Below are 14660 nucleotides of genomic sequence, written 5' to 3' on the forward strand. Positions count from 1 at the left end.
CAGAGGGCCGCCCGGTGCGCATCTCGCGCGCCGGGCGGCCCTCTGTGTCTCTGCTGTGGATGTCGCCGTACGAGCCGGACTAACCGGCGGGGACCGCGGCCGCCTCCGGCCTGCCGTCCGCCTCGCCGTCCGGGGTGTCCGCCGGGGCGGCGGGCGCGCCCTTGCCCGGGGACAGCACCAGGAAGACCGCGGCGGCCACGGCCGCCGCCAGCAGGAAGCTGACGTCGACGCCGCCCGTGTAGTCGACCAGCGGCCCGTGGTAGAGCGGGGTCTCGACGGCCGTCACGCCGATCGCCGAGCCCGCGGCCCAGGCGATCGTGGCGCGCGGGTTCCAGCCCGCCCGGAACCAGTACCGGCCGCCCTTGGTGCGCCGGTTGTAGACCTGGAGCGATTCCGCGTCGTACTCGCCGCGGCAGCGCAGGAAGCCGATGACGGTGATCACCGCCCACGGCGTGCCGACCGCGGTCAGCAGCAGCACGAACGACGTCATGGCGTCCTGCGCCTCCCAGGCGAAGTGACCGAAGTACACGAAACCCGTGGCGAGCGCGGCGACCACATAGGTCGCCTGGGTGCGGGTGGCGCGCGGCAGGATGGCGTCCAGGTCGAGGCCCATGGAGTAGAGCATCAGCCCGGCGTTGCCCACGGACCCGGCCGAGGCGGCGAGGAAGAGCGGGATCAGGAACCAGAAGGGGGCGCCGGCGACCAGGGGACCCGCGTAGTCCAGGGCCGAGTCCACCGCGAGCGCGGTGAACGTACCGAAGAGCTGCGGGATGAGCAGACCGGCGACCAGGCCCAGGCAGGTGGCCCAGAACACCTTGCGGGAGCCGTGCCGGCGCGGCGAGATGTAGCGGGTGTAGTCGCCGAGCAGCGTGATGAACGCGATCGGGCCGCTGAGCCCGGCCGAGACCACGGCCAGCAGCCAGGTCGGCCAGAAGCCGCCCAGCAGGTACTCGGAGCCGGCGGGGGCCGCGGTGCTGAAGTGCGGGGCGTACGCGATCAGGCCGACGGCCAGCAGCAGGGTCATGCCGATGGCCAGCACCCGGCTCATCCGGAGCAGCAGGCGGTAACCGTAGACCGCGCCGAGCGCCGTACAGCCCGCGAGCAGGGCGTAGACCGCGGCGTACGTCAGGCCGGAGGCGGGCAGGCCGAAGAGGCGGGAGAGCGTGCCGACCACCGCGTCACCGCCGACCCACAGGGTCAGTGCGGTGTAGCCGAGCGACAGCAGCAGACCGATCACCGAGCCGATCAGCCGGCCGCGGACGCCGAAGTGGGCGCCGCTGCTGGTGGACAGGTTGGTGCCGGTGCGCAGCGAGACGAGCGCGAGCGGCGCGGTGAGCACGGTGCCCACGAGGGTGCCCAGGACGAGCGAGGTCACGGACGGCCAGAAGCCCAGTCCGAAGGAGACCGGTAGCCACCCGAAGATGATCACGCCCAGGGCCAGGTTCGACCCGAGCAGGATGGAGACGAGGTCGCGCGGGCCGCTGGTGCGCTCCTCGTCAGGGATGGTGTCGACTCCGCGTTGTTCTATCGGCATGAGGGCTCCCCTGAGAGGCCGGACAACTGTGTGCGAGCGGCGCTCGGCGCATGTGCGAGCGGTGCTCCGTGCGCGTTCTTCGCGCGGATTCTGTGGCTGGTTCCTGCGTGTCGCCCTTTGAGCGGAGTTCTAAAATCCGCTTAGTTAGAGCAGCGCTCAATGTGACTCATGCTTGCTCCCCAGGTCAATGCTTTCGGCTTGACTATTTGCGGGTTAGAGTGTTGCTCTAATCGAGTGATCGAGCTGGAGGTGACGGGATGCGGCTGACCCCGACGGAACGCGACCGGCTGCTGCTGTTCGGCGCGGCCGAGCTGGCGCGGGCGCGCCGGGCCCGTGGACTGCGGCTGAATGTGCCCGAGGCGACCGCGTTGATCGCGGACACAGTCTGCGAGGCGGCGCGGGACGGGCGCCGCCTCGCTCAGGCCATCGAGGCGGCACGCGGTGTGCTCGGCCCGGACGATGTGCTGCCGGGCGTGGCCGACGTGGTCACCGAGGTGCATGTGGAGGCCGTCTTCGACGACGGCTCCCGGCTCGCGGTGGTCAGCGACCCGATCCTCGGCGGCACGGGCGGCGACGGCGCGGAGGGCGGTGACCGGGGGGAGAGCGCGCCCGGCGCCGTACTCCCGGGGCCGGCCGACCCCGAGCCCGAGCCCGCCGTGGTGCTGACCGTGCGCAACACCGCGACGGTGCCCATCAGCGTCACGTCCCACTTCCACTTCTTCGAGGTCAACCCCCGGCTGCACTTCGACCGCGGCGCCGCCTACGGCATGCGCCTGTGCGTGCCGGCCGGCTCGTCGCTGCGGTTCGACCCCGGCGGCGCCTCGGAGGTCGGTCTGGTGCCGATCGGCGGCGACCGGATCGCGATCGGCTTCGCCGGTCTCGTCGACGGCCCGCTGGACGCGCCGGGCGCGAAGGCACAAGCGCTGCGGCGGGCGGCCGCCTGCGGCTACCTGGGAGCGGAGGAGCAGGCATGAGTGGCGGCGGCAGCATCGACCCGCGGGAGTACGCGTCGGTCCACGGTCCGCGGGCCGGCGACCGGGTCGTCCTCGGCGACTCGGGCCTGGTCGTCCGCGTCGAGTCCGACGCGCAGAAGCCCGGTGACGAGTTCCTGGCCGGCTTCGGCAAGACCGCCCGCGACGGTCTGCACCTGAAGGCGGCCTCGGTCCGCGAGACCTGCGACGTGGTGATCAGCAACGTCCTGGTCATCGACGCGATCCAGGGCATCCGCAAGGTGTCCATCGGCATCCGCGAGGGCCGGATCCACGCCATAGGACGGGCCGGCAACCCGGACACCGTCGACGGTGTTGATGTGGTGGTGGGCACCGGCACGTCGATCGTCTCCGGCGAGGGCATGATCGCCACCGCGGGCGCCGTCGACACCCATGTCCATCTGCTCTCGCCACGCGTCATGGAAGCCTCGCTGGCCTCCGGCGTCACCACGATCATCGGCCAGGAATTCGGGCCCGTCTGGGGCGTCGGCGTCAACTCCCCCTGGGCGCTCGGCCACGCCTTCAGCGCCTTCGATGCCTGGCCGGTCAACATCGGCTTCCTGGGCCGCGGCTCCTCCTCCGGGCAGGCCCCGCTGGTCGAGGCGCTCGCCGAGGGCGGCGCCTGCGGCTTCAAGGTCCACGAGGACATGGGCGCGCACGCCCGTGCCCTGGACACCGCGCTGCGGGTGGCCGAGGACCACGACGTCCAGGTCGCGCTGCACAGCGACGGCCTCAACGAATGCCTCACCGTCGAGGACACCCTGCGCGTCCTGGACGGCCGGACCATCCACGCCTTCCACATCGAGGGCTGCGGCGGCGGTCACGTCCCCAACGTCCTGAAGATGGCCGGCGTCCCCAACGTCATCGGCTCCTCCACCAACCCCACCCTCCCCTTCGGGCGGGACGCGGTCGCCGAGCACTACGGCATGATCGTCTCGGTCCACGACCTGAAGACCGACCTGCCGGGCGACGCCGCCATGGCCCGCGACCGCATCCGGGCCGGCACGATGGGCGCCGAGGACGTCCTGCACGACCTCGGGGCGATCGGCATCACCTCCTCCGACGCCCAGGGCATGGGCCGCGCGGGCGAGACCGTACGCCGCACCTTCGCGATGGCCGGAAAGATGAAGGCCGAGCTCGGGCCCATGGAGGGCGACGGCGCCCACGACGACAACGCCCGCGTGCTGCGCTACGTCGCCAAGCTCACCATCAACCCCGCCATCGCCCACGGCCTCGCGCACGAGATCGGCTCGATCGAGGTCGGCAAGATGGCCGACATCGTGCTCTGGCTCCCGCAGTTCTTCGGTGCCAAGCCCCAGCTGGTGCTGAAGTCCGGCTTCCCCGCGTACGGCGTCACCGGCGACCCGAACGCCGCCACCGACACCTGCGAACCCCTGGTGCTCGGCCCGCAGTTCGGGGCGCACGGCGCCACTCCCGCCGAGATCTCCGTCGCCTTCGTCGCCCGCGCCGCGGCCGAACAGGGCGGCGACGGCATGCCCACCCGCCGCCGCCGGGTCGCCGTCCGCGGCACCCGCGGCATCGGGCCCGGCGACCTCATCCACAACTCCCGCGTCGGAGATGTGCAGGTCGACGGGCACAGCGGGCTGGTCACGCTCGACGGCGATCCGATGCGCTCGGAGCCCGCGGAGACGGTTTCGCTGTCCCGTTTGTACTTCCTGTAAGCCGCCTTGCCATCCGCCTCGCAAGCGGGCTTGCACTCCTCGTCAGCACTACAGCCTGTGACGCCGTTACAGGCCCTGGTCCCAGCCAGCCCACTCCTGATCCCGTGAGGACCCCACATATGAACACCCCTGTCGCCGACGGCTTCCGCATGCCCCCGGAGTGGGCTCCGCACGAGCGCACCTGGATGGCCTGGCCCGGCCCCAACTTCACCTTCGGCGACGAGGGCGGCGAGGCACTGGCCGAGGCCCGCGCCACCTGGGCCGCGGTGGCCCGAGCGGTACGCCGCTACGAGCCGGTCACCGTCGTCACGGGACCCGGCCAGGCGGACGGGGCCCGCGCCCTGCTCGGCCCGGACATCGACCTCGTCGAGCGGCCGCTGAACGACGCCTGGATGCGCGACATCGGCCCCACGTTCCTCACCGACGGAAACGGCCGGCTCGCCGCCACCGACTGGGTGTTCAACGGATGGGGCGCCCAGGAGTGGGCCCGCTGGGAGCACGACGGGAAGATAGCCGAGCAGGTCGCCGCCCTCGCCGGGGCCCGCCGCTACGCCACCCCCCTCGTCAACGAGGGCGGCGGCATCCACATCGACGGCGAGGGCACCGTGCTGCTCACCGAGACCGTCCAGCTCGACCCGGGCCGCAACCCCGGCCGCACCGCCGAGGAGGTCGAGGCCGAGATCCACGCCCACCTCGGCACCACCAAGGCGATCTGGCTGCCGCGCGGGCTCGCCGCCGACTACGGGACGTTCGGCACCCGCGGCCATGTCGACATCGTCGCCGCGTTCGCCCGCCCCGGCGTCGTCCTGGTCCACACCCAGCCCGACCCCGACCACCCCGACCACGCCATCTGCGACGAGATCACCAAGCTGCTGCGCTCCGCCACCGACGCCCGCGGCCGGCAGCTGGAGGTCGTGGAGGTCCCCGCGCCCACCGTCATCGAGGAGGACGGCGAGCTGGTCGACTACTCCTACATCAACCACTACCTCTGCAATGACGGCGTGGTGCTCTGCGCCTTCGACGACCCGCGGGACGAGGAGGCGGCCGCGATCTTCCGCCGGCTCTTCCCCGAGCGGACGGTGACCCTGGTGGACGCCCGTACGATCTTCGCAGCGGGTGGCGGTATCCACTGCATCACCCAGCAGCAGCCGAAGGTCTGATGCGGCACGTCTGAGGCATCCGATGCACCAGGTGTGATGCGGCAGGCTTGAGGAGTCCAGCCCGACCCCGGAGGTCCCCGTGTCCGGTCCCGTACGCCGCCCCCGGCGACGGCTCAACCAGCCCCGCGAGCAGGTCCTGGCCGCGGCGATGGCCACCATCGCCGCGGAGGGCCTGGACCGGCTGACCATGGCCGGCCTGGGCCGCGAGGTCGGCATGAGCAGCGGCCACATCCTGTACTACTTCGGTACGAAGGACGAGCTGCTGCTCCAGACCCTCCAGTGGAGCGAGGAGCAGCTCGGCGCCGAGCGCCGGGCCGCCCTCTCCCGCCGCGTCCCCGCCCGCGAGCGCCTGGACGCCCTGGTCGACCTCTACCTCCCCGAAGGCCACCGCGATCCGCGCTGGACCCTGTGGCTGGAGGTCTGGAACCGCTCCCAGAACGCCGACGACGAAACCCGCGAGCGCCAGCTCGACCTGGAGCTCGCCTGGCACCGCGACCTGGTCGCCCTGCTCGTCGAGGGCGCCTCCCGCGGCGAATTCCGCCCCGTCGACGCCGAACGCCTGGCCACCCGCATCCGCGCCCTGCTCGACGGTTTCGGCACGCATCTGGTGGTGGGGCTCCCGGGAACGGACCGGGAACAAGTGCAGCGCCACATAACGGAGTTCCTGGACGAGTCGCTCACGCCGTGAACCGGCCGCGAACCAGCCGAGAGCCGGCTGCGAACCACCCGGGCCGCAACGCTGCCGACCTACACCCCGACCGGATACCGGGCTACCACGACGGCCCCTTCGCCCGGCGTCTCGAGCTTCTTGACCAGAGGCTGTTCTGGCACGGCCACCTCTACTCCTGCGCTCAGGGCGACGCGGGCAGGTTGCTGCGGGGCGCGGGTCGCCGCCGCGGACCATGCCCTACCCGGCGGGACCACTGCCGACCCCCATGCCAACCTGCTGCTCCTCCTGCCCGCGCTCGGCGACAACGCGGTCCCCGAGCAAGCCGTCTCCCGTCTGGCTGCCGCACTGAGCGCCCGCCTGGGGGTGAAGGCCCCGCAGCCCCTCGCCGCCGCCCTGTTGGAAAGCCAGGGGCCGGCAGGCCCTGCACAGTGGGCCACCGTCCAGGGCGGCGTCCGCATCAACAACGGCAGGTACTCCTTCCGGAACCCGGTCAACGAGTTCGCCCTTGCAGACGACCGACTGGCGCGTGTGTCCGCCGCGCTGTCCCCATGACCGGCAGCGAGCACCGGCCGGCCCTGGAAGATCCTCCGCGACTGCCCAGCTCTCCGCAGCCCGAGCGACGACTGCCGACAAGCGCAGAGGACGCCCTGGAGATTGCCCGGACGCAGTACGCCCCGGTGTGGCCGGATGGCACGCCGGCCCCGCTCAAGGTCCTGGAGTTCGACATCGGTTACCTCGTGTATCCGAAGCTCGCGCCCCACCCGAAAACGACGCCCACGGGGGAACGCGTACGTCCCAGAAGTCCCGGCGGTACCTGTGTTGTCGTAGCGAAGGACACCGGCGAAATCTGCAGCGTCTCGCTTCGTCCTCCGTCGGACTCCATTGCGCTCTACCGCAAGTTCTACCGGCCGGACACGCTGTAGGTCCCGTCTGCGAGGCGGCACCCCCCCCAACACGGGGCCCGCCCATGACCGCAACGCACGCAAGTAAGCAAGATCGTTGCCGAACCGGCTCTTGCCGACGGGGCCTTCCTCCGCGAGCGTGATCGGCTATGGGACGAGAGCAGTGGAAGAAGATCTGGGTCGGCTCGGCCGGCAATATGGTCGAGTGGTTCGACTGGTTTGTGTACGCGAGCTTCGCCGTGTACTTCGCGGACTCGTTCTTTCCCAAGGGGAATGACACCGCGAACCTCATGAACACCATGGGGATCTTCGCGGTCGGTTTCTTCATGCGCCCGGTGGGCGGCTGGGTGCTCGGCCGGGTCGGCGACCGCAAGGGCCGTAAGGCGGCGCTCACGCTGACCGTGACGCTGATGTCCGCGTCGGCGATCCTGATCGCCGTCGCGCCGACGTACGCTGTGGCCGGTTACGGGGGCGTCGCCGTGCTGCTCGTCGCCCGGATGCTCCAGGGGCTGTCGGTCGGCGGGGAGTACGCGGCCAGCGCGACCTATCTCACCGAGGCGTCCGCGCCCGGCCGGCGCGGCTTCGCGTCCAGCTTCCAGTATGTGTCGATGACCGCGGGGCAGCTGCTCGGCCTCGGGCTCCAGATCGTGCTGCAACGCACTCTGGCCGAGGAGGCGTTGCACAGCTGGGCCTGGCGGATCCCGTTCATCGTCGGGGCGTTGGGCGCCGCCATCGTGTTATATCTGCGCCGGAACATGCTGGAGACCGAGGTCTACGCCGAGGACGAGGGCGCCCACTCCGACCCCGACCGGGGGACCACCAAGGCGCTGCTGGCCCACAAGCGCGAGGCGTTCCTGGTCATCGCGCTGACCATGGGCGGCACCGTCGCGTACTACACCTACACGACGTATCTCACCAAGTACCTGTCCAACAGCGCCGGGTTGGACAAGCCGACCGCCTCGCTGGTCAGCTTCTGTGCGCTGTTCGTGTTCATGTGCATCCAGCCGCTGGCGGGCAAGCTGTCCGACCGGATCGGCCGCCGGCCGCTGCTGATCACCTTCGCGGTCGGTTCGACGTTTCTGACCGTGCCGATCATGACGCTGCTGCGGCACGCCGGCAGCTTCTGGCCGGCCCTGGGGCTGTCCCTGCTCGCACTGCTCGTCGTCACCGGCTACACCTCCATCAACGCCTGTGTGAAGGCCGAGTTGTTCCCGACCGGCATCCGTGCGCTGGGGGTCGCTCTCCCGTACGCCATCGCCAACGCGCTGTTCGGCGGTACGGCGGAATATGTGGCGCTGTGGTTCAAGAACGGCGGTATCGAGTCGGGCTACTACTGGTACGTCGCCGGTTGCGCCGCCGTCTCGTTGATCGTGTACGTCACGATGCGGGAGACCCGGTCCATCGATCTGCACCGGGTCGGCGAGCGGGACGCGGACGAGGGCGCCGACCGGGCGCCGGTGGGGACACCGGCCGCCGACTGAGCGCACTCCCCGGACGACCGGCCGTCCCTCCCCCCGGCCGGTCCACGGCCTCCCCCGCCCGGGGGAGGCCGTTCCCGTTCCCGGGGGATCCTCGCCCCGGGCCCGGTCGGATTGGCTGGCGGCATGAAGAAGGTCATGCGCTCAAGCGCCGGAAATGCAAACGCCGGATGTGCGAGGGGCCGGTATGTACGCGTGAGGCAGTTGGCCGTGCCGTTGCTGCTGGCAGGGCTGCTGGCTTCGGCCGGCGCCGCCCCGGCCCCGGCAGCGGCCGGCGGCCACCCTGCCGTGCCCCACTCAACCGCGCAGCACACCGCCGCACCCGGCCCCGCCGCCGACGAACTCTCCGCCCGGCTCTCGGCCATCCCCGGTATGCGGGTGGTCAAGGAGAACCCCGCCCCGGCCGGCTACCGCTCGATCGAGCTCCGCTACCGCCAGCCGGTCGACCACCGGCACCCCGGCCGGGGCACCTTCGAGCAGCGGCTGTTCCTGCTGCACCGCGCCAGCGACCGGCCGATGGTGCTGAACACCAACGGCTACGACCTCGACTACCAGGACCCCGCCCTGCGCGCCGAGCCGACCGAGATTCTGAAGAGCAATCAGATCAGCGTCGAGCAGCGGTACTTCGGCACCTCCACGCCCCATCCCACCGACTGGACCAAGCTTGACATCTGGCAGGCGGCCACCGACCACCACCGGATCGTGCGGGCGCTCCGGACGATCTACCGTGCCGCCTGGATCTCCACGGGCGGCAGCAAGGGCGGGATGGCGACGGTCTACCACCGGCGCTTCTACCCGCACGACGTGGCCGGCTCCGTCGCGTACTCGGCACTCAACAACACCGACGACCGGGACGACACCGCCGAGGACCGCTTCCTGGAGCGGGTCGGCACCCCCGACTGCCGGGCCGCGCTCACCGCGGTCCAGCGCGAGCTGCTGGGAGCCCGCAGGACGCAGATGGCGGGCCGTATAGCCCGCGCGGCCGCCGCCCACGGCGACACCCTGCACATCGTCGGCAGCGCCGACCGGCTGCTGGAATTCACCACGCTGATGCTGCCGGAGCGCTTCTGGATGGCGCAGGGCGAGGCGGGCTGCGGCCGCATCCCCGGGCGCTCCGCCACCGGTGCGGAGCTCTACGCCTGGCTCGACGGGGTGATGGGCCTCCAGGGCTACACCGACCCCTACCTCTCCCTGGTCACCGCGTCCTTCTACCAGCTGGGCACCCAGCTCGGCATGACCGAGCGAGCCGCCCCGCAGCTGGCCGGAATGCTGCGCTACCCCGGAATCCAGCAGATCCGCACCCTCGTGCCGCGCAACATCCCGATGCGTTTCCAGCCGGCGGCCATGCCCGACATCGACCGCTGGGTGCGCCGCCACGGCAGTGAGCTGATGTTCGTCTACGGCGAGAACGACCCCGTCCGGTCCGAGCCGTTCCGTACGGGCCCCGGCAGCCGTGACGCCCACATCTACGTGGCCCCGCACTCAGGCCACCATGTGCGCCTCGACAAGCTGTCGCCGGGTGACCGGGAGCGGGCCACCGCCACGCTCCGCCGCTGGGCGGCCGCGGGCAGTCATATGGACGCTCCGCCCGCATAGTGAGACCGTCCCGTATGCCGTGCGCAGGTGTGGCACACTGCGGACCGTGCTCTCGTTCGCCATGATTATTGGCAGCAGGCGCGCCGGTCCGCAGTGACCGCCCCGTACGAACCGAGTACGGCGCGGCCATCGTCGTCCCAGACCCGCGCGCAGACCTCTCGCACCCGCGAGAGGTTTTTTCGTTTCCGGCCCACCTTTCACCGGAAAGCGGAGCGCGAGGGATCATGGAGGGACGGTGGAGCCGGTTATTCCGGTAGACCGAGATCCCCGACAGGAGCCAGACCAGCATGACGGACGCACACGAACCCTCCCGCACGCCCGCCCCACGTCCCGCCGGTGCGGTGTCCGACGACTTCCATGTCTTCGACACCACCCTGCGCGACGGCGCGCAACGCGAGGGCATCAACCTGACCGTCTCCGACAAGCTGACCATCGCCCGGCACCTGGACGACTACGGGGTGGGCTTCATCGAGGGCGGCTGGCCCGGCGCCAACCCCCGGGACACCGAGTTCTTCCAACGCGCCCGCGCGGAGATCGACTTCCGGCACGCCCAGCTGGTCGCGTTCGGCGCCACCCGCAAGGCCGGCGTCCGCGTCGAGGACGATCCGCAGGTCGCCGCGCTCCTGGAGTCCCAGGCACCGGTGATCACGCTGGTCGCCAAGTCCCATGTCCGGCATGTGGAGCTGGCGCTGCGCACCACACCGGAGGAGAACCTCGCGATGGTGCGGGACACCGTCGCGTATCTGCGCGCCCAGGGCCGCCGGGTCTTCCTCGACTGCGAGCACTTCTTCGACGGCTACGCCCTGGACGCGGTCTACGCCAAGCAGGTCGTACGGACCGCGAGCGAGGCCGGCGCCGATGTCGTGGTGCTCTGCGACACCAACGGCGGGATGCTGCCCGCGCAGGTCACCGCGGTCGTACGGACCGTGCTCGCGGACACCGGGGCGCGCCTGGGCATCCATGCGCAGGACGACACCGGGTGCGCGGTCGCCAACACCCTGGCGGCGGTGGACGCGGGCGCCACCCACGTCCAGTGCACCGCCAACGGCTACGGCGAGCGGGTCGGCAACTCCAACCTCTTCCCGGTCGTCGCGGCCCTGCAGCTCAAGTACGGGCGCCAGGTCCTGCCCGAGGGAAAGCTCGCCGAGACCACCCGGATCTCGCACGCCATCGCCGAGGTCGTCAACCTCACCCCCTCCACCCACCAGCCGTACGTCGGCGTCTCCGCGTTCGCGCACAAGGCCGGGCTGCACGCCTCCGCGATCAAGGTCGACCCGGATCTGTACCAGCACATCGACCCGGCGCTGGTCGGCAACACCATGCGGATGCTGGTCTCCGACATGGCCGGACGCGCCTCGATCGAGCTCAAGGGCAAGGAGCTCGGCATCGACCTGGGCGACGACCGCGAGCTGGTCGGCCGGGTCGTCGAGCGGGTCAAGGAGCGCGAGCTGGCGGGCTACACGTACGAGGCCGCGGACGCGTCCTTCGAGCTGCTGCTGCGGGCCGAGGTCGAGGGGCGGCCGCGCAAGTACTTCGAGGTGGAGTCCTGGCGGGCGATCGTCGAGGACCGGCCCGACGGTACGCACGCCAACGAGGCGACCGTGAAGCTGTGGGCGAAGGGCGAGCGGATCGTCGCCACCGCCGAGGGCAACGGCCCGGTCAACGCGCTGGACCGGGCGCTGCGGGTGGGCCTGGAGCGGATCTATCCGCAGCTGGCCCATATGGAGCTGGTGGACTACAAGGTCCGCATCCTGGAGGGCACCCAGGGCACCGGCTCGATCACCCGGGTGCTGGTCTCCACCAGCGACGGGCGGGGCGAGTGGTCCACGGTCGGCGTCGCGGAGAACGTCATCGCGGCGTCCTGGCAGGCGCTGGACGACGCCTATGCGTACGGGCTGTTGCGGGCGGGGGTCGACCCGCAGCAGTAGCCTCCGCCGGTTTTCGGCTCTCCCGCAGCGGGCGGGACGGCGGGCCGCCGCAGCGGGGCACACGAACACGGCTCGGGCAAAACGCGGCGGACCGGTGGGAGAGCCGAAAACCTGGGGATACCCCCTCCATGTCTGCCACCTCAGCATGGACCCGCCGAGGATTTCTCACCGTCTCCGCCGCTGGTGCGCTCGGCCTGGGGCCGGCCGCCGGAATCGCGTCCGCCGCGGACGCGTACGCGACCCTGCGCCGCCGCTGGTGCGACCTCACCCTCGGCAGCGGATTCGACCCGGCCGCCCCGCCGTACTCCACGGCCCTCAAGGAGACCGGCGACCTCGCGGCCGCGCACCGGTCGGGCATGCGGCCCGAGGGCCACTCGCTCTGGGCGGACTGTCCCTACGATCCGCCCTCCGGCATCACCCGGAGCTACGAGCGGCTGAACACCATGGCCCAGGCGTACGCCCAGCCCGGCACCGGTCTCACCGGTGACCCCGGCCTCACCGCCGACGTCATCAAGGGCCTCGACCACCTCGGCGCCACCATCTACCACACCGGCACCACCCGCTACGGCAACTGGTGGGAGTGGCAGATCGGCAGTCCCCGGCTCCTGCTGGACACCGTCGCGATCCTCGACGAGCGGGTGGCGGACGGCGGGCTGACGGAGGCTCAGCGCGCCCGGTGGCTCGCCGCGGTCGATCACTTCGTGCCCGACTCGATGCTCGGCGACTACACCGGCACCAGCACCGGCGCCAACCGCGTCGACCTCTGCCGCGTCGTCGCGCTGCGCGGCATCCTCGGCCGTGCGCCGGACAAGATCGCGCTGGCCCGCGACGCCCTCTCCCCGGTCTTCCCGTACGTCACCCGGGGCGACGGGCTCTACGCCGACGGCTCCTTCATCCAGCACACCTGGGTCGCCTACTCCGGCACCTACGGCTATGTCCTGCTGGACGGCCTCGGCCGGCTCTTCACCCTGCTCGACGGCTCGGAGTGGGCGGTGACCGACCCGGCGCGGCAGATCATCTTCGACAGCGTGGAGCGGGCGTACGCCCCGCTGCTCTACAACGGTCTGATGATGGACAGCGTCAACGGGCGTGCCATCAGCCGCGGTTACCTCACCAGAGACGAGCGGCGGGTGATGCGCAGCGACCACTACCATGGGCATGCGCTGATCGCCGCCGTCGCCCTGCTCGGTCAGGCCGCGAGCGCCGCCGAGCGCACCCGCTGGCAGGCGAGGGTCAAGGGGTGGATCGAGCGCGACCGTACGCTGCCGGTCCGCACCGACCGGCAGTACGCCGTCGCCGACCTGGCCCGGCTCAACGCCATCGCGGACGACCCCGCGCCCGCCGCCCCCGAACCCGTCGGCCACCGCCTCTTTCCGGCCATGGACCGCGCCGTGCACCGCCGCCCCGGCTGGGTGGCCGGCCTCGCCATGGCCTCCGACCGCATCGCGTACTACGAGAACGGCAACGGCGAGAACCCGCGGGGCTGGCACACCGGTGCGGGCATGCTCTCCTGGTGGGGCGCCGACTTCGGGGGCGACCAGTACACCGACGGGTTCTGGCCCACCGTCGACCCCTACCGGCTGCCCGGCACCACCGTCTCGACGAAGCGGCTCGCCGACAACGAGGGCGGCGGCTGGGGCGAGCCCAAACCCGCCGTGCGCTGGGTCGGCGGCACCACCGACGGCGAATTCGCCGCGATCGGCCAGGACGTACGCGGCCTTGCCTCGACCCTCGCCGCGAAGAAGTCCTGGTTCTGTCTCGCCGACACCGTCGTCTGCCTGGGCGCCGGGATCACCGCCCGCGACGGCGTGCCCGCCGAGACCATCGTCGACAACCGGGCGCTGGGGGAGTCGGGCACCGCCGCCCTCACCGTCGACGGCCTGCGACAGCCCGGTACCCTCGGCGAAACCCGCCGCTTCCGGCACGCCCGCTGGGCACACCTCGACGGGCACGGCGGCTGGGTCTTCCCCGGCGGCGCGCCGGTGACCGTGCTGCGCGAGGCCCGTACCGGCTCCTGGCACGACATCAACGCCGGCTCGTCCCCCGAGCCGCTCACCCGCCGCTACCTCACCCTCTGGCACGACCACGGAACCGACCCCACCGACGCGGCCTACGCGTACCTCCTGATGCCGGGCGCCACCCCGCGCACCCTCGCGGCCCGCGCCGCCGACCGCCACTGGCTGACCGTGCTCGCCAACGACCCGGACCGGCAGGCGATCGCCGTCGGCCCGCTCGGTGTCACGGCCGCCAACTTCTGGCGGGCCGGCCGCGCCGGACCGATCAGCAGTGGGGGACCGGCCGGGGTCCTCGTCCGCGAGGGGGAGCACAGGAGGCGCAGCCGGACGGCGCGGCTGTGCGTCGCCGCCCCGAAACGCTCCGGCGAGACGCTGGAGATCACCTGGGCCCGACCGGTGGCCGCCGTGCTCGCCCATGATCCGGCCGTGGAGGTGCTGGCGACCGGCCCGGCGCTGCGGCTCCGCGTCACCCCCGGCACCACCTGTGCCACCCACACCTGCACCGTCGCACTCGCCTGACCAGCGGAAGCGAGCGGCGATATGGCCCGTTCTGCTCCCCCGATCGGGTGCGTCCGATGCACTGATCGCCACAACGCCACTCCGCGGCCGTTTGTGCGGCTCTCACAGACGGTGGACACCGCGTCCACCCGTACGGAGGCCGGGACGCAGGCCGCGTACAGGAAGCTTCTGTGCTGCCTGCCCACGA

At 71.6% G+C, this 14660-nt stretch carries 11 protein-coding genes; 10 read left to right on the top strand and 1 reads right to left on the bottom strand.

Annotated features, from left to right (window positions below):
* Nucleotides 1-79: 79 nt before the first annotated feature.
* Nucleotides 80-1534 carry a cytosine permease gene (locus FCH28_RS26985; RefSeq protein ID WP_136742753.1) on the bottom strand — a complete coding sequence of 485 codons (1455 nt, stop codon included), beginning with the start codon at nt 1532-1534 and terminating at the stop codon, nt 80-82.
* 257 nt (nt 1535-1791) lie between these two features.
* Here FCH28_RS26985 and ureA point away from each other — a divergent pair, with 257 nt between their 5' ends.
* The 10 genes from ureA (at nt 1792) to FCH28_RS27035 (ending at nt 14473) form a co-directional block, all read left to right on the top strand.
* Nucleotides 1792-2508, top strand: a complete 717-nt coding sequence (ureA, locus tag FCH28_RS26990; RefSeq protein WP_136742754.1) for an urease subunit gamma — start codon at nt 1792-1794, stop codon at nt 2506-2508.
* Nucleotides 2505-4205, top strand: a complete 1701-nt coding sequence (locus FCH28_RS26995; RefSeq protein ID WP_187363933.1) for an urease subunit alpha — start codon at nt 2505-2507, stop codon at nt 4203-4205. Before ureA ends, FCH28_RS26995 begins: the two co-directional genes overlap by 4 nt.
* A gap of 119 nt (nt 4206-4324) precedes the next feature.
* Entirely contained in the window at nt 4325-5365 is a 1041-nt protein-coding gene (locus FCH28_RS27000; protein WP_136742755.1) for an agmatine deiminase family protein, read from the top strand.
* A gap of 79 nt (nt 5366-5444) precedes the next feature.
* Entirely contained in the window at nt 5445-6053 is a 609-nt protein-coding gene (locus FCH28_RS27005) for a TetR/AcrR family transcriptional regulator (RefSeq protein WP_136742756.1), read from the top strand.
* A gap of 120 nt (nt 6054-6173) precedes the next feature.
* Complete coding sequence (locus FCH28_RS27010) at nt 6174-6587, top strand: hypothetical protein (protein ID WP_222852454.1); 414 nt, start codon at nt 6174-6176, stop codon at nt 6585-6587.
* Entirely contained in the window at nt 6584-6958 is a 375-nt protein-coding gene (locus FCH28_RS27015) for a hypothetical protein (RefSeq protein ID WP_246103242.1), read from the top strand. The genes FCH28_RS27010 and FCH28_RS27015 overlap by 4 nt, the downstream gene beginning before the upstream one ends.
* A gap of 128 nt (nt 6959-7086) precedes the next feature.
* Nucleotides 7087-8418 (top strand): MFS transporter, encoded by a 1332-nt coding sequence (locus FCH28_RS27020; RefSeq protein ID WP_136742757.1) that lies wholly within the window; start codon nt 7087-7089, stop codon nt 8416-8418.
* Nucleotides 8419-8610: 192 nt separating this feature from the next.
* Nucleotides 8611-10011, top strand: coding sequence for a S28 family serine protease (locus FCH28_RS27025; RefSeq protein ID WP_246103244.1), 1401 nt, complete (start codon nt 8611-8613; stop codon nt 10009-10011).
* A 287-nt stretch (nt 10012-10298) separates the two neighbouring features.
* Nucleotides 10299-11939: a citramalate synthase gene (gene cimA / locus FCH28_RS27030; RefSeq protein WP_246103246.1), complete on the top strand. Its 1641-nt coding sequence runs from the start codon at nt 10299-10301 to the stop codon at nt 11937-11939.
* Between the two features lie 128 nt (nt 11940-12067).
* Complete coding sequence (locus FCH28_RS27035; protein ID WP_136742758.1) at nt 12068-14473, top strand: polysaccharide lyase 8 family protein; 2406 nt, start codon at nt 12068-12070, stop codon at nt 14471-14473.
* The last annotated feature ends 187 nt before the right edge of the window (nt 14474-14660 follow it).

Origin of the sequence: Streptomyces piniterrae, assembly GCF_005048155.1 — a bacterium.
Taxonomy (GTDB): Bacteria; Actinomycetota; Actinomycetes; order Streptomycetales; family Streptomycetaceae; genus Streptomyces; species Streptomyces piniterrae.

Coding starts and splice junctions, on each gene's coding strand:
- FCH28_RS27020 (WP_136742757.1), top strand. CDS start 7,087: ATGGGACGAGAGCAGTGGAAGAAGATCTGGGTCGGCTCGGCCGGCAAT.
- ureA (WP_136742754.1), top strand. CDS start 1,792: ATGCGGCTGACCCCGACGGAACGCGACCGGCTGCTGCTGTTCGGCGCG.
- cimA (WP_246103246.1), top strand. CDS start 10,299: ATGACGGACGCACACGAACCCTCCCGCACGCCCGCCCCACGTCCCGCC.
- FCH28_RS26985 (WP_136742753.1), bottom strand. CDS start 1,534: ATGCCGATAGAACAACGCGGAGTCGACACCATCCCTGACGAGGAGCGC.
- FCH28_RS27000 (WP_136742755.1), top strand. CDS start 4,325: ATGAACACCCCTGTCGCCGACGGCTTCCGCATGCCCCCGGAGTGGGCT.
- FCH28_RS27035 (WP_136742758.1), top strand. CDS start 12,068: ATGTCTGCCACCTCAGCATGGACCCGCCGAGGATTTCTCACCGTCTCC.
- FCH28_RS26995 (WP_187363933.1), top strand. CDS start 2,505: ATGAGTGGCGGCGGCAGCATCGACCCGCGGGAGTACGCGTCGGTCCAC.
- FCH28_RS27015 (WP_246103242.1), top strand. CDS start 6,584: ATGACCGGCAGCGAGCACCGGCCGGCCCTGGAAGATCCTCCGCGACTG.